The sequence below is a fragment of the Streptomyces sp. NPDC056883 genome (assembly GCF_042788835.1).
Classification (GTDB): domain Bacteria; phylum Actinomycetota; class Actinomycetes; order Streptomycetales; family Streptomycetaceae; genus Streptomyces; species Streptomyces stoeckheimensis.
The window spans coordinates 1-23,771 of record NZ_JBHUBS010000006.1 but is presented as its reverse complement, the minus strand read 5'-3'; the positions used below and the strand labels follow the sequence as shown (position 1 = coordinate 23,771).

Below are 23,771 nucleotides of genomic sequence, written 5' to 3'. Positions count from 1 at the left end.
GTCCCGGCGCCGTTACACCGGCCGTCACGCCAGTCGTCCTCGCATCGCCACCAGCCGGTGGATCACCTCGGAATCCAGTGCGGGGTTCGACGCGGCCGTGTGGGCCAGTTCCTCGTCGTCGAGGAGTTCCGCCAGCCGGGACGGCGGAAGGTTCGGGTGGCGTGCCATCGCCGCGCGCACGGCCGGGTCCGGGTCCCGGGTGAGGCGCTCGGCAGTGGCCGGCGCCGTCTGTGGGTCGAGGGCGGCCAAGGCCCGTACCTCGGGGTCCTCGTGGTCGGCGAAGGCGGCCAGGCCGGTCGTGGGAAAGTTCGGCCGGGTGGTGAGGTGCGCGCGCCCAGGGCCGGTGTACTCGAGGAAGCTGCGCAGCAGGAGTGCGGCCGGAGCGTCCGGATGGTTCTGGGCCAGCAGTACGCGTACGCCGAGATCCTCGTCGGCCACCAGGCGTTCCACGAGATCGGGCGGCAGCGTGGGGACCTCGGCCGCCCTCCGGCGGAGCAGCGGGTGGCCCGAGGTCGCGTCCCGGCGGACCTGCCGGGGGTCCCGGGGCGCGCGGGGCCCGGGCCACGGATGGAAACGGTCGTCCGCGGGGACCTCGTAGTCGATCCCGGCCCGTTCCTCCTCGCTCAGCGCGGGGTGCACGGACAGGGCGAGCCGCACCTTCGGGTCGGGGTCCACGGCGAGCGCGCGGCGCTCGGCGGGTCCGAGGTCCGTGCGGCACGCGATCTCCTCGCGCACCTCCGGGTCCGGATCGCCGGCCAGGAGGACCACCACGTCGGCGGGCAGGCTGGGGTTGCGGGCGATGGCCGCCCGTTCGCCCTCGGCCACCGGAGCGGTCAGGACGCCGTCCACGACGGTCCTGCTGAGGGGCCGGTGCAGCAGGATGTCCCAGCGTCCGTGGCAGGTGCGGTCGGGCAGTTCGCGCTCCACCCACGCCGGATCCTCGCTCCGCGCGCGCCGCTGCGCCCCCTCCCGGACGTCCTCGTCCGGATCCGCCAGCAGCGCGGCCCGGATCTCGGCGGGCAGCCCACCCCACCCGCCGACCCCCCAGCTGCGGACCTTCGCGACCGGATGGGTGGGCATGGACCGCTGGAGCTCCATGGAGATCTGCCGGTAGTCGGGCAGGAAGTCGTTCTCGTACGTGCTGATCATGTGGACGATGGTCTCGTCGGGCAGTGGCCTGTACACACCACCGACGGGCAGTCTGGGCGCATCGGCGAGGTGGGCGCGGACGAACCACTCCGGGTCGTCGACCAGTCGGGCCCGTTGGGCCGGGTCGACGTGGGGGTTGCGGGCGAAGAAGCTGCGGGTATAAGTGTCGGGGTGCTTGAGCACGGCATCGACAACGGCGTCGGGCAGGATCCGGTCCCGGCAGAGCACCATCCGTACGGCCGGCGGACCGTCGGCGAGCAGCCGCAGCAGGACATCCTCCGGCGAGGACGGATTGAGGGCCACCCCGGCGAGCCGACGCGCGGGCAGGTCGGCGGCCTCCCAGATGTCCTCAGGCGTAGGCATGTCTCGTAACCCCCGTGTGTCAGCCGGCCCCCCCCGGGACCTCCGGGCCGCGAGCTTACCGGCCTGCCCGACTACGGACCGAGCCCGATCGCCGGCTCCGCGTCGGCGTTCGGGCCCGAACCGGAAGTGGTCGCTGCTTAGGCTGGCGGGGTGACCGAGACTCAGAATCGCAGGCCCCTGGCCGTCTTCGACATCGACAACACCCTGGCCGACACCGCCCATCGCCAGCACTTCCTGGAGCGCCGGCCGCGCGACTGGAGCGGGTTCTTCGGCGCGGCCCCGGCCGATCCGCCCCTCGCCCGCGGGATCGCGCTCGCGGTGGAGAGCGCGGCCGACTGCGAGGTCACGTACCTCACCGGCCGCCCGGAGCGGTGCCGTGCGGACACGGAGGACTGGCTCGCGCGGAACGGGCTGCCCGAGGGGCGGCTGTGGATGCGCGGGAACCAGGACCGGCGGCCCGCCCGGACGACCAAGCTCGAAGTGCTGCGGCGGATCTCGCGGGGCCGCGAGGTGCGGATGCTGGTGGACGACGACGAGCTGGTGTGCGGGGCGGCGCGCGCGGAGGGCTTCCGCGTGGTCCTGGCGGACTGGGCGGCGGACGCGCCGGAGCTCAAGGACGCGCAGGAGGGCGAGGGGCGCACCTGAGGGGGGCTTTCGCACCCCGCGCCTCCGGGCCCCGCGCCCCGCGCCCCTGGGCCCTTCGGGCGGGCCGGAGGGGCCCGGAGGGCCCAGGGAGGCCGCGCGCCCGGGGAACACGTGCCCCGGGCGCCTCCGCGAGCCCCAGGAGCCCCAGGAGCCCCGAGCGTGCCGGGCCTCAGGCCTCGCCGTCGAGACGGAATCCGACCTTGATCCCCACCTGGTAGTGCGCGATCTCGCCGTTCTCGATGTGTCCTCTGATCTGAACGACCTCGAGCCAATCAAGGTTGTGGAGCGTTTCGCCCGCGCGCGCGACGCCGTTGCGGATGGCCTGGTCGATGCCCTCGTGGGACGTGCCCACGATCTCGGTCACCCGGTACGTGTGATTGGACATGGGGGTCTCCCGACACTGGGTGGCTGTTGCCTTGTTCTACGGTGCCCCAGTAAGTCCGGGTCCGCGAACTTTGCGTGAACAATCCATAGCGATACCCCCTTGACCCACCCATTGGTCTATGCCAATTTCAAGCCATCTGCGATCCATCCCCCAGAAGGTGACCTTCGTGAAGATGCGCTTCCTTGCCGTGTCCACCGCTCTCGCGGCCGCGACCGCTCTCACCGGCTGCAGCCTCGCCGGGTCGGGCGGAGGTACGCAGAAGGTGACGCTGTGGCTGATGAAGGGCAGCGCCTCCGAGGAGTTCATAGGCCGGTTCACCAGCAGCTTCGAGAAGGAACACCCGGGCGTGGACCTCGAAGTGAAGATCCAGGAGTGGAAGGGCATCGGCGACAAGGTCAACGCCGTGCTGTCCGGCCAGAGCACGGAGAGCGCCGACGTCATCGAGGTCGGCAACACCCAGGTCGCCCAGTACGTCGAGGGCGGCGGCGTCTCCGAGCTCACCCTGGAAGCCCTGCGCGAGTGGGACGGCAAGGACTGGCTGAAGGGCCTCTCCGAACCGGGCAAGGTCCGCGGAGCCCAGTTCGGCGTCCCGTGGTACGCCGCCAACCGCGTGGTGATCTACAACAAGGACCTCTTCGCGAACGCCGGGGTCAAAGCGCCGATCAAGACCCGCCAGGAATGGATCCAGGCCACGCAGAAGCTCGACAAGGGCCCCCAGCAGGGCATCTACCTCGCCGGGCAGAACTGGTACGTCCTCGCCGGGTTCGTCTGGGACGAGGGCGGCGACCTCGCCGTCGAGAGCAGCGGCCAGTGGCTCGGCACCCTCGACGAGCCGAAGGCCATGGCGGGTATGGAGTTCTACAAGCAGCTCCAGGCCCTCGGTGACGGCCCCAAGGACGCCGACGAGGAGACGCCCCCGCAGTCCGACGTCTTCGCCCGCGGCGGGATCGCCCAGATCATCGCCCCGCCCGGCCAGGCCGCCGCCATCGAGGCCGCGAACCCGGAGCTCAAGGGCAAGCTCGGCTTCTTCCCGATCCCCGGCAAGACCGCCGACAAGGTGGGTTCGGTCTTCACGGGCGGCTCGGACCTGATCATCCCCGAGAAGACGAAGCAGCGTAAGCAGGCGGTCGACGTGATCACGGCCCTGGTCAGCGAGAAGTGGCAGACCGAGCTCGCCCGCACGATGAGCTACGTGCCCAACAAGACCACCCTCGCGCACGTGGTCGAGGGCAACGACGGCGCCACCGCGATGGCCCCCGGCGCAGCCCAGGGCCGCGCCACCCCCCAGTCCCCCCGCTGGGCCGAGGTGGAGGCCAAGAACCCGATCAAGCCCTTCATGACGGCCGTGCTCACCGGCCAGGACCCCGAGACGGCGGCGAAGGCGGCCTCCGACACCATCAGCAAGGTCCTCAGCTCCGACCGCTGACCCCGGGGGCGGAGAGCGGGGGAGGGCGCGGAGGGGTCCGCCCGCCAAGTTCAGCGTCCGCACATCCAAGGGCCGCGAAGCGGCCATGTCGAATCCAGCCGGTCACGGAAGAAGTAAAGAAGCCAGGCCACACACCTGCCGGCCTGGCTTCCCGTGCCGGACCAGGAGCCGTCATGACCATCGCCCCCCTGTCCCCGTCCGCCGTGTCCCCCGCCCTCCTCCCCGCCCCGGCGCCCGCCCGGCGCGCGGCGGACGCCCCCGCACCCCACTACGCCGTCCGCCTCGCCCGCAACGAGGACGAGGTGCGCGCCGCACAGCGGCTGCGCCACCAGGTCTTCGCCGGCGAGCTCGGCGCCCGTCTCGACGGCCCGGAGCCGGGCCTGGACTCCGACCCCTTCGACGCCTACTGCGACCACCTCCTCGTCGTGGACGAGGAGGCCGAGCAGGTCGTCGGCACCTACCGGCTGCTGCCCCCCGAACGCGCCGCCGTGGCCGGACGCCTCTACTCCGAGGGCGAGTTCGACCTCTCCGCCCTCGCCCCCATCCGCCCCGACCTGGTGGAGGTGGGCCGCTCCTGCGTCCACCCCGACCACCGCAACGGCGCCGTCATCGCCCTCATCTGGGCCGGCCTCGCCCGCTACATGGACGGCTCCGGGCACAACTGGCTCGCCGGCTGCTGCTCCATACCGCTCTCCGACGGCGGGGTGCTGGCCGCCGCCACCCGGGAGAACGTCCTCGCCCGCAGCCTCGCACCCGTCGAGTACCGGGTCACCCCGCACCTCCCCTGGAGCCCCGAAGGCATCGACGTCCCCGGCCGGATGGAACTGCCGCCGCTGCTGCGCGGCTACCTGCGCCTGGGCGCCTGGGTCTGCGGCGAGCCCGCCCTGGACGCCGAGTTCGGCTGCGCCGACCTGTACGTCCTGCTCTCCCTGCGGCGCACCAACCCCCGCTACCTCAAGCACTTCCTGTCGCTCGCCCCGTCCGCATGAGCGCCTGGCTCCCGACCTCGCCCTGCACCCCCGAGGACTGCGCCGGCCACGAGGGACGCACCGCGAGCGTGCCGCGCGCGGTCCTGCGGCTCGCCGCCGCCATCGCCCTGGTCCTGCTCGGGATCCTGGGAGCCCCGCCGCTGCGGCTGCTGCCGGAGCGGGCCCGGCACGTGCTGGTACGGGCCTGGGCGACCGCCCTGCTGGGCGCCTTCGGCCTGCGGATCACCGTGCACGGGACACCCGGCCCCGGCCGTGGCCGGCTGATCGTCGCCAACCACATCTCCTGGCTGGACATCCCGCTCGTCGCCGCCGTCATGCCCTCCCGGATGCTGGCCAAGAGCGACATCCGCAGCTGGCCGGTCCTCGGACCGCTCTCCCGGCAGGCCGGCACCCTCTACATCGAACGCGACCGGCTCCGCACCCTGCCCACCACCGTCGGCCTCCTCACCCGGGCCCTGCTCGACGGTGACCGCGTGACCGTCTACCCCGAGGGCTCCACCTGGTGCGGGCGGGCCCAAGGCCCCTTTCGCCGGGCCGCGTTCCAGGCCGCGCTGGACGCGCGGGTGCCCGTACAGCCCGTACGGATCACCTACCTGCTCGATGGCGGCGGGCCGGCCGGGGCGCCCGCTTTCGTCGGGGACGATCCGCTGACCGCCTCGCTGTGGCGGATCGCGCGGGCGCGCGGGGTGCACGCCGAGGTCCGGCTGCTGCCGCGGATCCCGCCGGGCCGGTACGCGCACCGGCGGGACCTCGCGGCCGCGGCTCAGGCCGCCGTGCTCGCCGAACCGGTACCCGTGTCGCGGCCGGCGGCGCCGCTGCTGCCCGCAGTACCCTCCCAGGCGTCGGTGCCGATGCCGTCCGCCACCGACAGCGACAGGGCGAAGCGACCCGCGGCGTCCGTCCACCAATGGGTCAACTCAAGTCCGGCAGAGGCGAGTTCCCTACGGACGCCGTCCTGACGGAACTTCGCCGAGATCTCCGTCAGGATCTCCTCACCCGCCTCGAAGGGCACCTCCAGATCCAGCGCCCTGACCTTCACCACCACCTGCCTGCGGGCCCGCAGCCGCATCTCGATCCACTCGTGCTCCCGGTTCCACACCGCCACGTGCGCGAAGTCGGCGGTGTGGAAATCCGCGCCCAACTCCCGGTTCACCACGGACAGCACGTTCCCGTTGAACTCGGCCGTCACCCCCTGCACATCGTCGTACGCCGACACCAGGACGGCCGGGTCCTTCACCAGGTCCGTCCCCATCAGCAGCGCGTCCCCGGGCGACAGCATCGCCCGTACGTCCGCCAGGAACACCGCCCGCTCCGCCGGCAGCAGGTTCCCGATCGTGCCGCCCAGGAACACCACCAGCCGGGGTCCGGGGGAGTCCGGCAAGCGCAGCGCGCGCGTGAAGTCGGCCAGCAACGCGTGGACGCGCAGCCCCGGATGCTCGTCCAGCAGGACCTTCGCCGCCCCCGTCAGTGCGCTCTCGCTCACGTCCACCGGTATGTACGTGTCCAGCGCGGGGAGCGCCTCGATCAGGTGTCGGGTCTTCTCCGAGGAGCCGGAACCGAGCTCCACCAAGGTGCGGGCTCCGCTCACCGAGGCGATCTCCCGGGCCCGTTCGAGCAGGATCTCCCGCTCGGCGCGCGTCGGGTAGTACTCGGGCAACCGGGTGATCTCCTCGAAGAGTTCACTGCCCCGGGCATCGTAGAACCACTTGGGCGGCAGGGACTTGGGGGACCGGGTCAGCCCGTCGAGGACATCCGTACGCAGTGCCGTCTCGGCGGCGTGCTCGTCGAGGGTGCGGGTCAGCTGGAAGTCGTTCACTTGCCTTCGTCTCCTTGCTGCGGTGCGTGCTGTGCGTGCGGTGCGTGAAGTGAGTGGTGCGCGTGCCGTGCTTGCCGTGCGTGGGAGGGGACGGTGGGGGGCTCCTTCAGGGAGACGAGGTCGATCCGGCTGCGGGTGGCGGTCAGCAGGGTCCCGTCGGGGACCTCGCACCAGCGCGCATCGTCGTCGTAGGGCTCCGAGGCCACCACCGTGCGCTGCGCCGCCGTGTCGGCCAGGTACCACAGGGAATCCCCCCAGGCCGTCGCCGCGATGGCCCGGCCGTCGGTCAGCAGCAGGTTCAGCCGGGATCCGGGCGCGGCCTCGGCCAGCTCCCGTACCGTGCCGGCCAACGCCGCACCGAGGTCCGGGTCCGCCCGCAGCCGGTGCAGGACCAGCGCCCAGATCAGCGCCGAATCCGTCCGGGCGGCCAGCGACAGCAGCTCCTGGGGCGGCAGGCACGCCGCGACGGGGGCCGCGGCGTCCGGCCAGTCCCGCAGCGAGCCGTTGTGGCTGAACAGCCAGTGCCCCTCCGCGAACGGCGCGGCCGCCGCCTCCCCGTCCGCACCCGGACGCGTGGCGTCCCGTACGGCGGCCAGTACGGCCCCGCTGCGGACCACCCGGGTGAGGTCGCTGAAGGTCAGGTCGCCCCAGATCGGCCCGGCCCGGCGGTAGCGGGCGGGCACCGGGTCCCCCTCCGCGTACCAGCCGACGCCGAAGCCGTCGGCGTTGACCGAGCCGGAACGCTGGCGGCGCGGCTCCCACGACTGGCGGACCAGGGAGTGCTCGGGCTCGCTCAGCACTCGGCCGAGACTCACGGGCGCCCCGAGGTAGGCGAGGTGACGGCACATCAGGCCTGCCCGGCGGTGGAGCTCGCGGGCACGGCGCTGCGAGCGGTCCGGAACCCCGAGAAGATCTGCCGGCGCACCGGCAGGTCCCAGTTGCGGAAGGTTCCCCGGCAGGCCACGGCGTCCACGGCGAAGGAACCGCCGCGCAGCACCTTGTGCTCGGGGCCGAAGAACACCTCCGAGTACTCGCGGTAGGGGAACGCCCGGAAGCCGGGGTAGGGCAGGAAGTCCGAAGCCGTCCACTCCCACACGTCGCCGATGAGCTGGCGCACCCCGAGCGGGGAGGCCCCGGCCGGATAGGCGCCCGCCCGGGCCGGGCGCAGGTGGCGCTGGCCGAGATTGGCGTGGGCAGGCGTGGGGTCCGCGTCGCCCCACGGGTAGCGGGTGGAGCGCCCGGCCGCCGGATCGTGGCGGGCGGCCTTCTCCCACTCCGCCTCGGTGGGCAGCCGCCGCCCCGCCCAGCGGGCGTACGCGTCGGCCTCGTACCAGCTCACGTGCAGCACCGGCTCGTCCCCGGGCACCGGTTCGGTGACCCCGAAGCGGCGGCGCAGCCAGGTGTCGCCCTCGCGGTGCCAGAACAGCGGCGCCTCGATCCCGTGCCGGCGGATCTCCGACCAGCCGGGCGCCTCCCACCACCGCTCCTCGTGGTACCCGCCGTCCGCCATGAACTCCTGGTAGGCGGCATTGGTCACCGGAACGGTGTCGATCCAGAACGCCTCGACCTCGCGCCGGTGCGCGGGCCGCTCGTTGTCCAGCGACCAGGGCTCCGCGGAGGTGCCCATCGTGAACGGGCCGGCGGGTATGAGCACTTCGGTCGCCGTCGGCGGCGGTCCCTGCGGAGGATCCGGGTCGGGCGCCGTCAGCACCGGCGCGCCCCGTCTCAGCTGATGGGTGATCAGCATCGTCTCGTCGTGCTGCTGTTCGTGCTGGGCGATCATCCCGAAGACGTAGCCGCCGTCCAGCAGGGCCGTGCCCTCCAGGGGGGTGCGTTCGAGCAGGTCGAAGACCCGGCCGCGCACCTCGGCGGCGTACCGGCGGGCCTCGTCCGGGCTCAGCAGCGGCAACTTCGGGCGCTCCGCACGGGGATGCTCGAACGCGTCGTAGAGCGGGTCTATCTCGGGGTGCATGGACTCGCGGCCCGCCACGTTGCGCAGCAGCCAGAGCTCCTCCATGTTCCCAATGTGCGCGAGGTCCCAGACCAGTGGGGACATCAAGGGGGAGTGCTGGGCGGTCAGTTCCGCCTCGCTGACGGCATCGGTGAGTCCGGCCGTGCGGACGCGCGCCGCGGTCAGGGCGGCGGCGGCCCGCTCGCGCAGGAGCTCCGGTTCGGTGGTCATGAGCGTGCCTCCTCGCCGGCCGGCTGCGGTCGGGGTCGCGGGTGCGGGCGGGCCGGGGCCTGCGCGTGCGGCTGCTGCGGTTCGGTCCGGTCGTCGGCCGGACATCGGCCGCGGGACACGTAGCGCTCGGTGAACTCGCCGACCGTGTCGATGACGTGGCCGCCGGCTCCCAGCCGGGGCAGCGCCGAGACCGCGGCCCGGAAGCAGGCGCGGGCCGCGGACCGCAGCTCCGGATCGGACAGTGCGTCGCGGGCGGCGGACCGCCACAGCGGATTGCGCGGCGCGGGCTGGGCGCCGTAGGAGTCGGCCAGCCCCTTCGCCACCCGGTACGCGGTCTCCGCGGCCTCCGGGTCGTCGAACAGCGCGTGCACGACGGCCACCGGGACCAGCCAGCCGTCCTCGCCGGGCTGGGCGTCGATCATCCGCAGCTCCAGATGGCCCCGGGGCCGTACCGGCGGGAAGAGGGTGGTCAGGTGGTAGTCCAGATCGGCGGCGGTCGGCGGCCGGTGACCGCCGTGACCGGCGTGGGCATCACGGCCACCGTGGCCATCGTCGGAACGCAGCCAGTCGCGGAAGGTCAGCCCGCGCGGTACCTCCCAGGGCGCACCCCCCTCGTCCGTCCGTACGCACATCACCTCGGTGTCCAGCGCCTGCCGGGTCCACGCACTGCGCGGCTCCGCCTCCAGCGGCGGGGCGAGGGAGCGCCGGGTGTCGATGTCGCTCCAGACGCCCTGGCGCGCACATCGCCAGCCGGCGTACGGGCCTTCGTGCGCGGGGGAGTTGGCGAAGGCGGCGACCAGCACCGCACCGAGGAGGTGGGCGAGGCGCCAGCGCCTGCCGTGGCCCAGCGGGCCGGGCTCCTCGTGACCGGCGTCCACGCAGACCTGCACGGAGGCCGAGGCGCGCATCATGGCGCGCCCGGCCGGCCCGGTGCGGTCGAAGTAGGTCTCCATGGCGTCGTACCGCGGGCTGGTCAGCATCCGCCGCAGCGGCCGTCGGGGGTCCTGGCCGAATCCGCGCAGCGCCAGCCCCTGGGCGAGCAGGGTGCTCCGGACGGCGGCCAGATCGGCTTGGAGGCCGTCGATACAGCCGGTCAGGGAGGTGGCGGGGGCCGAGCTGAGCTCCAGCTGGCCGCCGGGCTCGACGGTGACGCCGGAACCGAGGGGGAGGGCGCGGGCCGCGGCGTGCGCGGCGGCCAGGCGGTCGTGGGATACGGGCAGGCCGGGCTGTTCGAGGTCGAACACCAGCCATTCGAGCTCCGCGCCCAGCAGGCGGGGCGGGCCGGTCTTGAAACAGATGCCGTGGATCACCTCCTCGGCGGTGGCTTCGGTCAGTCGGGTGAGTGAGTCCTGGGGCATGACGGGGCCCTCGTCTCCTGTCGTCGGCTGTGACATCACCCGTGCCTACCCGTCCTCTGGGGCACAAATCCATTGCGGGAACCCTGCCGGAGTGCCGAAGATCACTGCATGAGCGGCAGGTTGCGCGAGATCGCGCGGGAAAATGCGGAGATCGTGGCGTCCGGCGGGTACCGGTCGCGGTCGGGACGGCAGGTCTCTCTTGCCGCCGCCGTGGCGGACGCCAAGGCAGGAACCAGAATATATGGCCCAAACCGGGTCATTCCAGGCGAGCCGGACGGGAGGGACGCCCATCGGACCGCCGTCGAGGTCACCGGCGAGAGCAGCACGGTCGCCGCCCGCAGGCTCGCCGGTGAACTCGGGGAACGCCCCGGGACCGGTTCCGTGGCCGTCCTGAACTTCGCTTCGGCCCGGAATCCCGGGGGCGGCTACGTCCGCGGCGCCAAGGCTCAGGAGGAGGCCCTCTGCCGCGCCTCGGCGTTGTACGAGACCCTCCTCGAGGCCCCGGAGTACTACGAGATCCACCGTGCCGAGGTCAGCACCTTCTACACCGACCGGGTGATTCACTCGCCCGGGGTGCCCGTCTTCCGCGACGACCGGGGCGACCTGCTGGACACCCCCTTCCGGGCCGGATTCCTCACCTCGCCGGCCCCGAACGCGGGCACCATCCGCCGCCAGGAGCCGGACCGCGTGCCGGAGATCCCCGCCGCCCTCGCACGCCGCGCGGAGCTGGTCCTGGAGGTGGCGGCGCTGCACGGGTACCGGGGGCTGGTGCTGGGGGCCTGGGGGTGCGGGGTCTTCCAGAACGACCCGGCCCAGGTGGCGGAGGCCTTCCGCGGGCTGCTGGCGGGACGGTTCGCCGGTGTGTTCGAACGGGTGGTGTTCGGCGTGCTCGACCGGAAGCCGGAGAGGCGGGAAACGTTCGAGCGGGTGCTGGCGGAGGCGGTGGCAGGGCAGGGGGCGGGGGAGGCCTAGGTCGCGTCCGGGAGCAGGCGGGTCCGCAAGAGGTCGAGCACCTGGTCCAGCGCCGCGCGGGTGGGCTGTCCGGGCTGGTCGACGAGGTGCTCGGTGAGGACGGAGTGCGGCGGCATCACGGCGTCGGGGTTGGCGTCCTCGTCCTCCAGCTCGACGGCGACGAAGGCGTCACCGAGCTCGCGGCGCAGGAAGGCGAAGCGGGCGCCGGGCGTGAGCCGGTCGCTCCTGAAGCGCAGCCCCAGCACCTGCAGGCCCTCGCGCTCGCAGCGTCCCCGGACGGCGGCGAGGTCCTCGGGGGAGATGTCGATGCCGTCCCGTCGGCGGGCGGTGATGCCCAGGGGGAGGGACGGCTGCGACAGGACGGGCACGAGGAGGTGCTCGTCGACGGCCATGGCCAGGGCGAAGCCGCCGGTCAGGCACATGCCGACGGCGCCCACGCCCGGGCCGCCGCAGCGCTTGTGCTCGTCCGCGGACAGCGCGCGCAGCCAGTCCACGACGGGCGAGCTCCGGCCGGTGGCCAGGACGGTGAACTCCCGGCTCACGCACACGTTCCACAGGCTGGACGCGGTGTACAGCGCGCCCCGCAGCAGGCCGTGGGCCTTGGGGTGGGGGTCGTGGCCGGGCGTGCCGAACAGCACCGGGAGCACCGCGGTGCAGCCCAGTGCGGCCACCCGCTCGGCGAACTCCAGCACCTTCGGGGTGATCCCGGGAATCTCCGCGATCACGATCACCGCGGGCCCGCTGCCGCGGCGCAGGACGGGACGCGTGCTGCCCCCGTGGGTGAACGCCTCGCGCTCGAAACCCGACAGGTCGTGGTCCGCCATGGACGACCGCCTCGCTCATCGACTCGCTCATTGACCGTGACGGGAGGGACCGTACAGCACGGGGTGCGACGGACGCCTACGAGGCTCCGGGTACTCCGGGTACTTCGGGTGCTCCGGCTCCTCCGGGTTTCCAGCCCCAGGCCGTGAGCATGCCGGGCGACAGGCCGGCGTACCCGGGGGAATCCAGCAGCCGCAGGGCCTCGTCGAGGCGGTCCTCGTCGAGAAGCCCCGTCGCCAGCATGTCCGCCCGGGCCCGGTCCCAGGTGTCCGCCCAGAACCGGCTGATCGCGCTGCCCGGCAGCAGCGGCGGTACGTGGATCTCGGCCGCCACCGATTCCAGCCCCGCCGCTTCCAGCAGCTCGGGGTGGTGGACCACCTGCGACACGTCCGTCCCGATGCCGTCGCGCAGCCCGCGCCACATGGCCCGCATCGCGGCGGTGTACGGGGTGAGGGGCGCGGACTCCGTCGTCAGGTCCACGGCGTCGCTGATCACCAGGACCCCGCCGGGGGCGAGCAGGTCGACGAACCGGGAGATCAGCCGCGGCCGGTCCGGCAGGTGCATGAGGAGGAAGCGGGCGTGGACCAGGCGGAAGCGGCCCGGGGCGAGGTCCGGGAAGAGCCCGGGGGAGAATCCGTCCGCGGTGATGTCCGCCTGCAGGGGGGTCAGCCCCGGCACGGGGTGCGCGGCGAGGAAACGTACGTCCCGGTCCACCGCGACGACCTCCGCGACCCCCGCCTCCTCCAGCAGCCGGCGCGCCACCGTCCCGGTGCCCGCTCCGAGGTCCAGGCAGGTCCAGCCCGGGCCCACGCCCAGCCGGCGCAGCCGGGACATGGTCGTCGCGTCGTAGGTGAGGGAGCCGAGGTCGATCCGGTCCCCCTCGCCGCCGGCCTCGGGGCGGAAGACCCGCTCGCCGTAGCGCCCCGGGCCCTGGGGCCCCGTGCCGGTCATGGACCCATTGTCGCAAGGGGGCGGGGAGGCCACCTGTCGAAGCGGGGGCTGGGGGCCGGGAACCCCTGCCCCCAGCCCCCGCTGCCGGCCGGATCAGGTGCCGAGCGCGCTGCCCCGCCACTGCTGGTTGGTGGCCGTGGGCATGCAGTCCCACAGCCCGACCCGGGCGCCGTTGGCGGTGGCCCAGCCCAGCGCGTCGAGGCACTTGCCCGAGTGGACGCTGCGCAGCAGACCGCCGGGGATCGCCTCCCACTTCTGGTTCAGGCCCTGGTGGCAGGAGTTGAGCCCGATCAGCGAGCCGTTCTCGGTCTTGGCGAACTGGACGTCCATGCACCGGCCGAGCGCGCGGACCGTGCCGTCGCTCTCCAGCTTCCAGGCCTGCGCGTCCGTGCCGTTGCACTGGTAGATCTGGATCGGCGTGCCGTCCTTGGTGCCCGCGGCCTTGACGTCCAGGCACTTGCCGGAGTGCACGCCGACGATCTGGCCGGATCCGGCGGGCGGTGCCGGGTTGCAGTAGATCTCCACGAGGACCTGGTAGTACCCGTCGCCGCCGATCGGCATCGCCCGCGGACCGTTGCTCTTGGAACAGCGGAACGTCTCGTAGCCCTCGCCCACGGCCTGGCCGTAGGCGCTGCTCCAGGCGCCGTCGACGGCGATGTTGTACGGGCCGTAGCCGATGCCGGTGAAGTACTTCGGGGCGGTCGGGGCCAGGGCCGCCGAGGCCGTAGCGGGGGCGACGGCCGCGGCCGGGGTGGCAGCAGGGGTGGCGCCCGCCGGGGAGGCGAACAGCGCCGTGACGGTGAACAGAGCGGCGGCAGCGGCCGACAGGCATCGAGCCAGCTTCACGCGTGGCTCCTTTCGGAAGATCGGAAGAGAGGAACGAGAAGGAAGGTGCCGCCGGGCCCGCGGTCGGCTCGACAGTAGCCGCGCGGCGCGGCCGGACAGTCTCACCGTGGTGTCAACTCCGGCCAGAGAACGGCCGATTGCCTGCTGACCAGGCAGGACGCCGGATCGGTATCGTCCCGGGAGCGTGGAGAGAACCGAGGAGCTCGCGGCGCTGCGGGCCGCCCTGGAAGCGGGACCGCCCGTCCATCTCGGCGGGGTGCTCGGCAGCGGCAAGTCGCGGCTGGCCCGGCGGCTGCCCGTTGCGGACGCCGTCGACCTGGCCGGGCTACGGGCCGGGGAGGCGGGCTCCCGGGTCCGCGCCGCGCTGGCGGCCGGGTCAGGTGGGTCCGGCGGGGGACTGCTGCTCGTCGACAGCGTGGACGATCCCGGGCAGGCCGAAGCCGTCGCCGCCGCCCTCGAAGACCCCCGGACCGGGACGGGCGGAGGTCCCCGCAGCCGCAGGCCGGTGCTGCTGGTCGGCCGGCTCCCCCTGCGGGCCGTCGCCGGCTGGGCGGACCGGCCCCTGACCGCGCTGACCCTCGGCCCCGCACGGGCGGCGGCCGTCGAGACCCAGGTCCGTGCGAGCGGCGTCGAGGACCCCGAGGCGGTAGCCCTGGCGGTCCGGCTGGCCGGCGGGAACCCGCTGCTCGCCCAGCTGGCCGCCCGGACGCTCCTCGCGGGCACCCCGGCCGACGCCCCCGGGGCCGTCGCCGACGCCATGACCGAGGAGGTGCTGCTCCGGCTCGACCGCGAACGCCCGGCGGCCGCCTCCGGGAGCGGGCGCCGACGGCACGCGCTGCGGCTGCTGGCGACCGTACGGGCCGGGGACGAGCGGCTGCTGAGCGGCGGCCCGGACCTGTTCTCGGCGCTGGCCGGGCTGAGCCTCGTCCGCAGGGAGCGGCTCGGGCTGGCGGTCCGCGAGCCCTTCCGCACCCTCTTCGAACTCGCCTACCAGTGGCGGCGCCCGCAGCACCACGAAGGGCTCCGCGCCCGCGCCGCCGACTACCGGCGGGCCCTGCTGACCGAACGCCGCGACCCGCAGGAGCGGGCCCGGCTGGTGGAACAGGGCCTGTTCCTGTCCGGCGACCCGACCCTGCGCGGCTCGCTGTTCCCGCCCGCCGAGGAATCCGCCGCGATCGGGCCCGCCGCGATCGGGCCCGCCCGCGCCGGGGAGACCGAGGACATCGGCCGGCTGATGCGCGGGTGGGCGGTGCGCGGGGGGTTCGACGTACGGCGCTGCGAGCGGATCACCGGCCGGTGGCTGGACGCGGCCGGCCCCGCGGCCTTCCGGCTGGCCCGCGACCGGGACGGGCGGCCCGTGGGACTGGCCGCGCTGCTGCCCGTCGCGCAGGGCACGCAGGCCGGCATCGAGCCCCTCCTCCAGCAGCACGCCACCGGCCTCCTGGACGGCGCCGGCGACCACTCCGGCGGGCTGTTCCTCGGAGCCGCGTACGCGGCGGACCCGGTCGCCCACGCGCAGATCCTGCGGGACATCCTGGGCCAGGCGGTGCTCGCCGGGCACCTGGTGGTGTCCACGGCCAGCCCCGACTACCAGACGCTGCTGCGCGCGCTGAGCTTCCGCCCGCACGGCGGCATCCGCGACGACGTGTACCGCTGCGGGCGCCGGCCCGAGGTCTACAGCCACGACTTCGACCCCGCCGGGCTCCCCGCCTGGATGCGGACCCTCGGCCCCGGCGGGGGGCCTGCGGGGCGGGTGGGAGGGGATGCGCCGGGTACGCCGGATTCACCAGGCGTTCCGGACGCCCCCGGCGCCGTCGCCTGGGCGCTGGCTCGGATCCGCGACCCGCGCGCCCTGGCCCGCAGCCCGCTGGTGGCCCGCCCGGGCCTGGGCACTGCGCAGGCCCTGCGCGACTGGCTGGACAACGCCGTGCTGGAACTGGCGCTGGCCGACGCCCCCGCCGACGCCGAGGCGGGGGCCATCCTGCGCGCCTACTACCTGAGCGGCCGGCCCCGTACCCACCACCAGGCCGCCCGAGAGGTGCACGTCAGCCGCGCCACGTATTTCCGCCGCCTGAGGAGGGGGCTGGCCCTGCTGGCGGAACGACTGCCGGGGGTGTTGTAGAGGGTGGGCCCCGGCCCCGGCCGCTTAGCGCCAGCCGTACCGTTCGCGGAGTCGGTCCACGACGAGCCGGAACCGGCCCAGGTCCAGCGCGCACGCCTCCCGCCGCATGCCGTCCTCGTGCACGCGCAGCACCCGGTCCACGTCCACCCAGGACTCCCGTCCCGCGCTGTCCCACGGTCCGGTCCCGATGGGGACCCACTCCCGGTCGTGGTCGTGCCGCTTGCTGGACAACTGCACGGCCAGGAGCGTGCCGCCCTCTTCCCGGGCCACGACCAGGACCGGCCGGTCCTTGCCGCGCCCGTCGTTCTCCTCGTACGGAACCCAGGTCCACACGATCTCGCCGGGATCGGGATCCCCGTCGCGATCGGGGGCGTACGAGGTCTGCACCGGCCCGATGGCATGCGGATCGGCCTCGGCGGTCGCGGTGACCCCGTCGCGTCCGGGCTGCTCTACGTGGCCGTTGCTGTGGTGTGAAAGTGCCGTCATTTAGGGGAGATTACTGGGCCAGGTGACGGTGTGGGCGCGGACCATGCCGCGAAGGGGCGCCGCCCACGCGGTTTCCCGCGCAGGCGACGCCCCTTGGCAGGACGCGTCCGGATCGGCTCACCGTACGGTCTTCGAACCGAGTTCGCCGGGCTCCTTCGGCACCCATGGGTGCACGACGGCGGCCTCCTCGGGGGAAGGCTCGTCCATGGTCACGCGCCAGACGTCCTTGCCGTCCACACTGGTGGCCCGGACCTGGATCTGCTTGATCTGCCCGGTCTCGTGCAGATAGAGCACGACCTCCTGCCGGAGCGAGCCCTCGTCGTAGAACTCCGCGGTCACCTTGCCCCGGGCCCCCTTGCCGAACGCCGCGATCCAGTTCTCGGCGGTCTTCTCGGGGACGCCCTTGCCCTCCTTGTCGGCCAGCGACGCCAGCTCGCCCACCTTGCCGTCGGCGATGCGCCACACCACCTGCTGGGTGATGCCCAAGGATCCCGTGGACGGGTATCCGACCACGGCCAGCGGCGGGTGGCTCCCGTAGTCACCGGAGTACGCCACGTCTTCGGCATCGTAGGCCGAGGAGCAGGCGGTCAGCAGGCCGAAGGCCATCACGGAGGACGCCACGGCCCGCAAGGCCGGTGCCGGCCTCATCGAGACGTCGGCCGAAGCGCGCCGACCTCGACGATCGGGTGGGGGCCGGTCACGACTGCCGCGTGGTCGTACACACCGTTGTCCTTCTTCCAGCTGAAGAACGGGATGCCTCCAGGGCGAGGATTGTACGACCGGTCGACGTAGCCGAGGGGGAGTGCGTTCAGATCCAGCCCTCCAGCGATGCCATGAAGCCGTCGAAGTCGTCGCGGTGGATGGTGTGGCCGGCGCCGGTGACCGAGCGGACCTCGAAGCCGCGTTCCTTGAGGAGCGTCGCGCGCTCCGGTGAGATCAGGAAGCTCGGGTCCGCCAGTTGTACGAGGGACGGGACCACCGGTGCGGCCGGCAGGAGGTCCGTACCCGTCAGCGGGGCCAGGCTCAGGGCGGTCGCCTCGTCCCAGGCGGCCAGGGTGGCCAGTTCGATGTCCACGTCGGCCTCCTCCCAGCGCGGGTTCATGGCCTGGATCTGTTCCTTGGGCGCCGACTTGAACTGGGCGAACATCTCGGGGCCGAAACCTTCGCCGAGCTCCGCCAGGTGCCAGGCGGGGTCGGAGAACACCGCGCGCTGCGGCTTGAGTCGGGTGACGGCCTTCGTGAGGGTCAGGCCGCCCAGGGAGTGGCCGATGGCGAGCTCGGCGCCGGCCGGGAGGGTTTCGACCACGTCGTCGGCGAAGGCCTCCAGGCTGTACTCGCCCCGGCCGCTGGCGCCGTGGCCGCGCAGGTCCACGGCGATGGCGCGGTAGCCGCGCTCGGCGAGGGCGGGGCCGACCCGGCGCCAGGTCCGGTGGTCGGCCATGATCCCGTGGATCAGGAGGGCGATGCGGTCGCCTTCGCCCCAGGTGTGGGTGTGGAGCTGCACGGTGGTGCCTTTCAGGGGGAGGGATGAGGGGTGCGGGTGGGGCGTCGTTGGGGTCAGCGGACGCTGCGGATCGGCTTGACGGCCAGGGCGCCGGCCACTGCCAGGGCGGCGGCCGCGATGAACAGGGCCGTGTAGCCGCCGCTCACGGACACGATCACCGAGGCGATGAAGGGGGCGATGATCTGCGGGCCGGCGTTGGCGATGTTGAGTACGCCCATGTCGCGGGCGGCGTCCTCGGCCTTGGGGAGCACCATCGTCACCAGCGCGGTGTCCACGGCCATGTAGCAGCCGAACGCGAGGCCGTTGATCACGGCGAAGGCCAGCATGGCCGTCCAGCTGGTCGACAGGGCCGGGATCACCAGCGCGACGGCGGACAGCAGGGCGGAGGCGCCGACGAAGAGCTTGCGGCGGTCGTACTTGTCCGAGAGCCATCCGCCCAGGACGGTGGAGACGACCATCGCCACGCTCGTCAGGGGCAGGAGGACGGCCACCGCTGCCTCCGGCTTCATGCCGGCGGGCAGCACGGTGTGGTCCTGGAGGATGTAGAGCTGGTAGCCGCTCACCGCGAAGTAGCCGAGGACCAGCAGGGCCCGGCCGATGAACGCCCAGCGGAAGTCGTGGTCCTTGAGGGCGCTCGCGAAGGCCGCGAGCTGGGCCTTGACCGGCATGGAGGGCTTGGCAGGGCGCCGTTCCTCGCGGGTACAGGTGGTGAAGAGGACGGCGGCGCCGGCGACGATCGCGCCGAAGACCAGGTATCCGGTGCGGTAGTCGTCCGAGAAGGCCGCGCCGATCAGGGCGCCGACGGTCGAGCCGAGCGGCAGGCCGAGGCCGACGGCGGCGGAGGCCTTGCCGCGGGCGCTCATGGGCACGCGGTCGGGGACCACGGAGGTGATGGCGGCCTGGTAGATGTTCATCACGGCCTGGCCGAGGCACCACGCGATGGTGATGAGGAGGATCGTGTCCGCGGCGCCGAGCAGGAACATCGCCGGTATCGCGGCGAGTCCACCGCCCAGGATCCAGGGGTTGCGCCGTCCGCTGCGGTCGGACAGGGCGCCCGCGACCGGGTTGAAGACCGTCGCGAAGATCGCGGAGACCCCTGCGATCAGGCCGAAGTTGGCGACCTTGTTCGCGGCGTCGATGTCTTCGACCTGGAGGGCGAGGAGTACGCCGGCGACGCCGATGTAGAGGGCGTACATGGCGCCGTTGCCGACGAGCAGCAAGGGGAGCAGGCCGCGCCGGTCGGCGGGGGCCTCGGTGGTGGCGGCGGCGGTGCCGGTGCCGGGGGAGGAAAGGGCCACGGTGCCCTCCTGGGCAGTTTGGGAAGGGGCGGGAGGGGTGCGCTGAGGGGTGTGGGGAGGGGTGCGCGCCGCCCTGTCGCGACGGCGGGGGTGCGACGGAACACGGCAGGGCGGCGGCACGACTGGACACGGCACGGGCACGTGTGGAGACACCCTTGGTGAAGCTGGGGTGACGTCGTGGTTACACGTGTCAGTGAATCGTGTAACCACTGTGTAGCATTGGTTTCCGGCCATCCGCTAGCCCCTGGGCACAAACGGTCTGGAAAGATGCCACGGCAATGTCTCAGTCATCGAAACCGCCGAAGCCCCCCACGCCGCCGTCCCCGTCGCCGGCGCCCGTCCCGACCAGCGCGGACGTCGCCCGTCTCGCCGGAGTGTCGCGCGCGACGGTCTCGTACGTCCTGAACAACGCGGAGGCCGTACGCATCAGCGAGCCGACCCGCCGCAAGGTGCGCGAGGCCGCCGAGGAGCTCGGCTACGTCCCCCACGCGGCCGCCCGCAGCCTGCGCGCCGGCCACACGCGCATCGTGCTGCTGCCCACCTCGCACGTGCCGATCGGCCCGCTGTACAGCACCTTCCTCAACGAGTTGCAGTGGGCGCTGCGCGGCCTGGACTACACGGTGGTCCAGTACGGCAGCCTCGGCCTCACCGGTGACGAGGCCGCGCGGGCCTGGGCCGAACTGCGTCCGGTCGCGGTGCTCTCCCTCGGGGAGATCACCCTGTCCGCGCACGACGTGGCCACGCTCAAGCGGGCCGGGGCGCGCGCGGTGCTGACGATGGGGCCGCACGCCGTTCCCGGGGCCCACGCGCTGCTCATGGACCAGGCGGAGGTCGGCGCCCGGGCGGCCGAGCACCTGGTGGAGCGGGGCCGGCGGCGGATCGGCGTGGTGGTTCCCGAGGAGGAGGGGCTGGGACTCTTCTCCACGCCCCGCCTGGAGGGTGCGCGGTCCGTGCCGGGGGCGGAGATCGTGGCCCTGCGGATGGCCTACTCGGAGGAGTCGGCGGCGGAGCTGGCGCAGCGGTGGGGATCGCTGGGGCTGGACGCGGCGTTCGCGTACAACGACGAGTACGCGATGCTGCTGATGCGGGCCTTCCAGGACGTGGGCCTGCGGGTGCCGGAGGACGTGGCCGTCATGGGCGCGGACGATCTGCTGATCGGGCGGTTGCTGCGGCCGAGGCTCAGCACGGTGCAGATCGAGATGCCGACGGGCGAGCGGTTGGCCGCGCTGGTGGACGAGGCGGTACGGGAGCCCGCGGCGGCGGTGCGCAGGCATGATCTGATGGCTGCGGTGGCGGTGCCGCGGGACTCGACGTGAGCCGGTGGCTCCGCGGCGCCTTCGGCCCTGCCGGCGCCTGAGGCGCGGGGTCCGCGCGCAGGTCGGGGCCCCGTGGGGAGCCGGGGGGCGTTGACAGGGGGGTCGGGGCGACGGAGACTTCGGGCGCGCCCCACCCGGGCGCGGGCGGAGCGTGCGCCGGGCCGGACAGCGGTGTCGGTGTGCCGCGCCGCCTCCCGTTCGCTCCGGAGGGACTCCATGAGCATCCGTACCGTCCGCGACGTCTATGTCGTCGACGCCGTCCGCACGCCGATCGGGAAGTTCGGCGGCGCCCTCGCCGGGGTCCGCCCCGACGACCTGGCCGCCCACGTGGTGCGCGCGCTCGTGGACCGTACGCCCGCACTGGACCCGGCCCGCATCGACGACGTCGTCTTCGGGGACGCCAACGGCGCGGGCGAGGACAACCGGGACGTGGCCCGCATGGCGGTGCTGCTCGCCGGGCTCCCCGTGACCGTGCCCGGGGTCACCGTCAACCGCCTCTGCGGCTCCGGGCTCGAAGCCGTCGTCCAGGCGGCCCGCGCCATCGCGCTCGGCGATGCCTCCGTCGCCATCGCCGGGGGCGTCGAGTCGATGAGCCGGGCCCCCTGGGTGGTGCAGAAGCCGGAGCGCGCCTTCCCGGCCGGGCACCAGCAGATGTGGTCCACCACGCTCGGCTGGCGGATGACCAACCCGCGGATGCCCGCGGAGTGGACAGGTTCCCTCGGCGAGGGCGCCGAGCTCGTGGCCGACAAGCACGGCATCACCCGCGAGGCGCAGGACGCCTTCGCGCTGGAGAGCCACCGCAAGGCGGCCGCCGCCTGGGCCGCAGGGCAGTACGACGCCGAGGTGGTCCCGTACGCGGGTGTGGACCTGTTGCGCGACGAGTGCATCCGCGAGGGTTCCGGCCCGGAGGCGCTCGCCCGTCTGAAGCCCGCCTTCCGGACGGACGGCACCGGCACGGTCACGGCGGGCAACGCCTCGCCGCTCAACGACGGGGCCGCCGCACTGCTGTTGACGGACGAGGAGGGCCTCGCCGCCACCGGGCGGGAGCCGTTGGCCCGGATCAGCGCGTCGGCCGTCACCGGGATCGAGCCCCAGCTCTTCGGGCTGGGGCCGGTGGACGCCGTCGAGCGTGCGCTCGCCAAGGCGGGCCGCGGTTTCGCCGATCTCGCCTCCTTCGAACTCAACGAGGCTTTCGCGGCGCAGGCGTTGGGATGCCTGGCTTCCTGGCCCGAGCTGGATCCGGCCGTGGTCAACCCGCGCGGCGGGGCCATCGCGATCGGGCACCCGCTCGGCGCCTCGGGCGCGCGGCTGGCCGGTTCGGTGGCGCACCAGCTCGCGGCGGCCGGATCCGGTACCGGGATCGCGGCCCTCTGCATCGGTGTGGGGCAGGGGATCGCCCTCGTTCTGGAGCGCTGACCCGGCGCTGACCCGGCTCCGGGGTGGCGATCGTTTCCGGACATAGTCGGGTGGCAACTGATCGGTAAGTAAAGAGAATTGATGCCTCCGGTGCGGTGGGGTGGCACGATGGCGCGTGCTGCCGCCCCCCCCGCCACGCACACCGCATCCGGAGGCCTCGCGCCATGCCGCTCCTCGATCCGACGCTCTGGCAGGACGGACCCACCCTCACCGGAGGTACCGCCCCGGTCCTCGAACCCGCCACCGGCCAGACCCTCGCGACCATCGACCTGGCCGCCCCGGCCGATGTGGCGGAGGTCGCCGTACGGGCCCACGCGGCCCAGCGGGACTGGGCGCGGGCCACCCACCTGGAGCGGGCGGCCGTGCTGCGCCGGGCCGGGGACCTGTTCACCGCCCACGCCGACGAACTGCGGGACTGGCTGGTCCGGGAGTCCGGATCCATCCCCGGCAAGGCCGACTTCGAGCTGCACGTCGCCGCGCAGGAATGCTACGAGGCCGCGGCCCTCGCCTCGCGTCCGTCCGGTCAGGTGCTGCCGAGCGAGGCGCCGCGGCTGTCCTTCACCCGCCGCGAACCCGTCGGCGTGGTGGGGGTGGTGGCGCCCTTCAACGCGCCGCTGATCCTCTCGATCCGCTCGGTCGCGCCCGCGCTCGCCCTCGGCAACGCGGTGCTCCTCAAGCCGGACCGCCGGACCGCCGTCAGCGGCGGGCTCGCACTCGCCGCCGTCTTCGCGGCGGCCGGCCTGCCCGGCGGACTGCTGCACGTCCTGCCCGGCGGTGCGCAGACGGGCGCGGCGGTGGTCGCCGATCCGCTGGTCAGGGTCGTGTCGTTCACCGGATCCACTGCGAGCGGCCGGGCCGTCGGCGAACTGGCGGGCCGTCACCTCAAGCGCGCCCACCTGGAGTTGGGCGGCAACTCGGCCCTCGTCGTGCTCCGTGACGCCGATGTGGCGGCGGCCGTCGCGCAGGCCTCCTGGGGCTCGTTCTTCCATCAAGGCCAGATCTGCATGACGGCAGGCCGGCACCTCGTGCACGCCTCGCTCTACGACGAGTACGTGGAGCGGCTCGCCGCGCGGGCGGAGGCGCTCGCGGTCGGGGACCCGTACCGCGAGCGGGTGCACCTGGGGCCGCTCATCGACCGGTCCCAACTCGAGCGGGTCCACGGCCTGGTGGAAGCCAGCACCGCGCAGGGCGCCAAACTCGTCGCGGGCGGCTCCCACCAGGACCTCTTCTACCGGCCGACGGTGCTGGCGGGCGCCGGCGACGACAGCCCCGCCTACGCGGAGGAGGTCTTCGGTCCGGTGGCGCCCGTACGGTCCTTCGCGACGGAGGACGAGGCCGTGGAGCTGGCCTCCGCCGGCCCCTACGGGCTCTCCCTCGGGATCGTCACCGGCGACGCGGCGCGCGGGCTGGACCTGGCGGGGCGGATCCCGGTCGGGATCGCGCACGTCAACGACCAGACGGTGAACGACGAGGCGGTGGCCCCCTTCGGTGGTGTCGGCGCGTCCGGCACCGGCGCCCGCTTCGGCGGCGAGGCGAACCTCGACGCCTTCACCGAGCTCCGCTGGACCACGCTCCGGGCCACCCCGGGCGGACATCCCTTCTAGGCCGTCTCTTTCGGATCTTGCCGGGCCCGGGGGGGGGAGGGGCGCAAACCCGTCGGGGTGTGGGGGGACAAAAAGGGGGGCAGGAAAGGAGGGGGGGGAGGGAGGGAGGGGGGGAGGAGAT

General features: G+C 73.5%; 21 protein-coding genes and 1 pseudogene. 9 read left to right on the top strand and 13 right to left on the bottom strand.

The window, feature by feature from the left end; all coding sequences use genetic code 11:
- Positions 1 to 24 precede the first annotated feature (24 nt).
- Entirely contained in the window at positions 25 to 1,512 is a 1,488-nt protein-coding gene (locus ACFRU2_RS17000) for a hypothetical protein (protein ID WP_382972627.1), read from the bottom strand.
- A gap of 150 nt (positions 1,513 to 1,662) precedes the next feature.
- Here ACFRU2_RS17000 and ACFRU2_RS16995 point away from each other — a divergent pair, with 150 nt between their 5' ends.
- Positions 1,663 to 2,157 (top strand): hypothetical protein, encoded by a 495-nt coding sequence (locus tag ACFRU2_RS16995; protein ID WP_274550646.1) that lies wholly within the window; start codon positions 1,663 to 1,665, stop codon positions 2,155 to 2,157.
- Positions 2,158 to 2,326: 169 nt separating this feature from the next.
- Here the strand turns inward: ACFRU2_RS16995 and ACFRU2_RS16990 are convergent, their stop codons facing one another.
- Entirely contained in the window at positions 2,327 to 2,542 is a 216-nt protein-coding gene (locus ACFRU2_RS16990) for a dodecin (protein WP_382972625.1), read from the bottom strand.
- Between the two features lie 166 nt (positions 2,543 to 2,708).
- Between ACFRU2_RS16990 and ACFRU2_RS16985 the strand changes: the two genes are divergently transcribed.
- From ACFRU2_RS16985 to ACFRU2_RS16975, 3 genes and pseudogenes are all read left to right on the top strand, one after another.
- On the top strand, positions 2,709 to 3,968 hold the full coding sequence (locus ACFRU2_RS16985) for an extracellular solute-binding protein (protein WP_382972624.1): 1,260 nt from the start codon (positions 2,709 to 2,711) through the stop codon (positions 3,966 to 3,968).
- A 173-nt stretch (positions 3,969 to 4,141) separates the two neighbouring features.
- Positions 4,142 to 4,957: a GNAT family N-acetyltransferase gene (locus ACFRU2_RS16980; RefSeq protein ID WP_382972622.1), complete on the top strand. Its 816-nt coding sequence runs from the start codon at positions 4,142 to 4,144 to the stop codon at positions 4,955 to 4,957.
- Positions 4,954 to 5,484: pseudogene (locus ACFRU2_RS16975) on the top strand (lysophospholipid acyltransferase family protein); the annotation flags it as partial. The gene ACFRU2_RS16980 and the pseudogene ACFRU2_RS16975, both read left to right, overlap by 4 nt.
- Positions 5,485 to 5,720: 236 nt before the next feature.
- Here ACFRU2_RS16975 and egtD read toward each other — a convergent pair.
- Genes egtD through egtA form a run of 4 tightly spaced genes read right to left on the bottom strand, consistent with a single transcriptional unit; the run spans position 5,721 to position 10,349 of the window.
- Entirely contained in the window at positions 5,721 to 6,773 is a 1,053-nt protein-coding gene (gene egtD, locus ACFRU2_RS16970; RefSeq protein WP_382972620.1) for an L-histidine N(alpha)-methyltransferase, read from the bottom strand.
- Positions 6,770 to 7,621 (bottom strand): ergothioneine biosynthesis protein EgtC, encoded by an 852-nt coding sequence (egtC, locus tag ACFRU2_RS16965; protein WP_382972618.1) that lies wholly within the window; start codon positions 7,619 to 7,621, stop codon positions 6,770 to 6,772. The genes egtD and egtC overlap by 4 nt, the downstream gene beginning before the upstream one ends.
- Positions 7,621 to 8,955: an ergothioneine biosynthesis protein EgtB gene (gene egtB, locus ACFRU2_RS16960; RefSeq protein ID WP_382972616.1), complete on the bottom strand. Its 1,335-nt coding sequence runs from the start codon at positions 8,953 to 8,955 to the stop codon at positions 7,621 to 7,623. Before egtB ends, egtC begins: the two co-directional genes overlap by 1 nt.
- A complete protein-coding gene (egtA, locus tag ACFRU2_RS16955; protein WP_382972614.1) occupies positions 8,952 to 10,349 on the bottom strand; it encodes an ergothioneine biosynthesis glutamate--cysteine ligase EgtA in 1,398 nt (465 codons plus the stop codon). Before egtA ends, egtB begins: the two co-directional genes overlap by 4 nt.
- 72 nt (positions 10,350 to 10,421) lie before the next feature.
- On the opposite strand from egtA, the gene ACFRU2_RS16950 reads away from it, so the two are divergent.
- Positions 10,422 to 11,285, top strand: a complete 864-nt coding sequence (locus ACFRU2_RS16950; RefSeq protein WP_382972612.1) for a TIGR02452 family protein — start codon at positions 10,422 to 10,424, stop codon at positions 11,283 to 11,285.
- Here ACFRU2_RS16950 and ACFRU2_RS16945 read toward each other — a convergent pair.
- The 3 genes from ACFRU2_RS16945 to ACFRU2_RS16935 all read right to left on the bottom strand — a co-directional run bounded on the left by ACFRU2_RS16945 (position 11,282) and on the right by ACFRU2_RS16935 (position 13,904).
- A complete protein-coding gene (locus ACFRU2_RS16945) occupies positions 11,282 to 12,109 on the bottom strand; it encodes a dienelactone hydrolase family protein (RefSeq protein WP_382972610.1) in 828 nt (275 codons plus the stop codon). The genes ACFRU2_RS16950 and ACFRU2_RS16945 overlap by 4 nt on opposite strands.
- A gap of 76 nt (positions 12,110 to 12,185) precedes the next feature.
- Complete coding sequence (locus tag ACFRU2_RS16940) at positions 12,186 to 13,058, bottom strand: class I SAM-dependent methyltransferase (RefSeq protein ID WP_382972608.1); 873 nt, start codon at positions 13,056 to 13,058, stop codon at positions 12,186 to 12,188.
- A 93-nt stretch (positions 13,059 to 13,151) separates the two neighbouring features.
- Positions 13,152 to 13,904 (bottom strand): ricin-type beta-trefoil lectin domain protein, encoded by a 753-nt coding sequence (locus tag ACFRU2_RS16935; RefSeq protein ID WP_382972606.1) that lies wholly within the window; start codon positions 13,902 to 13,904, stop codon positions 13,152 to 13,154.
- 184 nt (positions 13,905 to 14,088) lie between these two features.
- On the opposite strand from ACFRU2_RS16935, the gene ACFRU2_RS16930 reads away from it, so the two are divergent.
- A complete protein-coding gene (locus tag ACFRU2_RS16930) occupies positions 14,089 to 16,026 on the top strand; it encodes a hypothetical protein (RefSeq protein WP_382972604.1) in 1,938 nt (645 codons plus the stop codon).
- A 24-nt stretch (positions 16,027 to 16,050) separates the two neighbouring features.
- Here ACFRU2_RS16930 and ACFRU2_RS16925 read toward each other — a convergent pair whose 3' ends face one another.
- The 4 genes from ACFRU2_RS16925 to ACFRU2_RS16910 all read right to left on the bottom strand — a co-directional run bounded on the left by ACFRU2_RS16925 (position 16,051) and on the right by ACFRU2_RS16910 (position 19,314).
- Positions 16,051 to 16,512: a type II toxin-antitoxin system PemK/MazF family toxin gene (locus ACFRU2_RS16925; protein WP_382972603.1), complete on the bottom strand. Its 462-nt coding sequence runs from the start codon at positions 16,510 to 16,512 to the stop codon at positions 16,051 to 16,053.
- Positions 16,513 to 16,629: 117 nt separating this feature from the next.
- Positions 16,630 to 17,133 carry a hypothetical protein gene (locus tag ACFRU2_RS16920; protein ID WP_382972601.1) on the bottom strand — a complete coding sequence of 168 codons (504 nt, stop codon included), beginning with the start codon at positions 17,131 to 17,133 and terminating at the stop codon, positions 16,630 to 16,632.
- Between the two features lie 187 nt (positions 17,134 to 17,320).
- Positions 17,321 to 18,016, bottom strand: a complete 696-nt coding sequence (locus tag ACFRU2_RS16915; RefSeq protein WP_382972599.1) for an alpha/beta fold hydrolase — start codon at positions 18,014 to 18,016, stop codon at positions 17,321 to 17,323.
- Between the two features lie 53 nt (positions 18,017 to 18,069).
- The gene (locus ACFRU2_RS16910; RefSeq protein WP_382972598.1) at positions 18,070 to 19,314 is read right to left on the bottom strand and encodes an MFS transporter; all 1,245 of its coding nucleotides are present in this window, start codon (positions 19,312 to 19,314) and stop codon (positions 18,070 to 18,072) included.
- 278 nt (positions 19,315 to 19,592) lie between these two features.
- On the opposite strand from ACFRU2_RS16910, the gene ACFRU2_RS16905 reads away from it, so the two are divergent.
- The 3 genes from ACFRU2_RS16905 to ACFRU2_RS16895 all read left to right on the top strand — a co-directional run bounded on the left by ACFRU2_RS16905 (position 19,593) and on the right by ACFRU2_RS16895 (position 23,650).
- On the top strand, positions 19,593 to 20,630 hold the full coding sequence (locus ACFRU2_RS16905; RefSeq protein WP_382972597.1) for a LacI family DNA-binding transcriptional regulator: 1,038 nt from the start codon (positions 19,593 to 19,595) through the stop codon (positions 20,628 to 20,630).
- Between the two features lie 216 nt (positions 20,631 to 20,846).
- Entirely contained in the window at positions 20,847 to 22,046 is a 1,200-nt protein-coding gene (locus ACFRU2_RS16900; protein ID WP_382972595.1) for a thiolase family protein, read from the top strand.
- 164 nt (positions 22,047 to 22,210) lie between these two features.
- Positions 22,211 to 23,650 carry an aldehyde dehydrogenase family protein gene (locus ACFRU2_RS16895; RefSeq protein ID WP_382972593.1) on the top strand — a complete coding sequence of 480 codons (1,440 nt, stop codon included), beginning with the start codon at positions 22,211 to 22,213 and terminating at the stop codon, positions 23,648 to 23,650.
- Positions 23,651 to 23,771: the final 121 nt, after the last annotated feature.

What these genes read in the sequence shown, in the direction of transcription:
- ACFRU2_RS17000 (WP_382972627.1), bottom strand. Translation starts at nt 1,512, where the DNA reads ATGCCTACGCCTGAGGACATCTGGGAGGCCGCCGACCTGCCCGCGCGT.
- ACFRU2_RS16990 (WP_382972625.1), bottom strand. Translation starts at nt 2,542, where the DNA reads ATGTCCAATCACACGTACCGGGTGACCGAGATCGTGGGCACGTCCCAC.
- ACFRU2_RS16980 (WP_382972622.1), top strand. Translation starts at nt 4,142, where the DNA reads ATGACCATCGCCCCCCTGTCCCCGTCCGCCGTGTCCCCCGCCCTCCTC.
- egtC (WP_382972618.1), bottom strand. Translation starts at nt 7,621, where the DNA reads ATGTGCCGTCACCTCGCCTACCTCGGGGCGCCCGTGAGTCTCGGCCGA.
- egtB (WP_382972616.1), bottom strand. Translation starts at nt 8,955, where the DNA reads ATGACCACCGAACCGGAGCTCCTGCGCGAGCGGGCCGCCGCCGCCCTG.
- egtA (WP_382972614.1), bottom strand. Translation starts at nt 10,349, where the DNA reads ATGTCACAGCCGACGACAGGAGACGAGGGCCCCGTCATGCCCCAGGAC.
- ACFRU2_RS16950 (WP_382972612.1), top strand. Translation starts at nt 10,422, where the DNA reads ATGAGCGGCAGGTTGCGCGAGATCGCGCGGGAAAATGCGGAGATCGTG.
- ACFRU2_RS16945 (WP_382972610.1), bottom strand. Translation starts at nt 12,109, where the DNA reads ATGGCGGACCACGACCTGTCGGGTTTCGAGCGCGAGGCGTTCACCCAC.
- ACFRU2_RS16940 (WP_382972608.1), bottom strand. Translation starts at nt 13,058, where the DNA reads ATGACCGGCACGGGGCCCCAGGGCCCGGGGCGCTACGGCGAGCGGGTC.
- ACFRU2_RS16925 (WP_382972603.1), bottom strand. Translation starts at nt 16,512, where the DNA reads ATGACGGCACTTTCACACCACAGCAACGGCCACGTAGAGCAGCCCGGA.
- ACFRU2_RS16905 (WP_382972597.1), top strand. Translation starts at nt 19,593, where the DNA reads ATGTCTCAGTCATCGAAACCGCCGAAGCCCCCCACGCCGCCGTCCCCG.
- ACFRU2_RS16900 (WP_382972595.1), top strand. Translation starts at nt 20,847, where the DNA reads ATGAGCATCCGTACCGTCCGCGACGTCTATGTCGTCGACGCCGTCCGC.
- ACFRU2_RS16895 (WP_382972593.1), top strand. Translation starts at nt 22,211, where the DNA reads ATGCCGCTCCTCGATCCGACGCTCTGGCAGGACGGACCCACCCTCACC.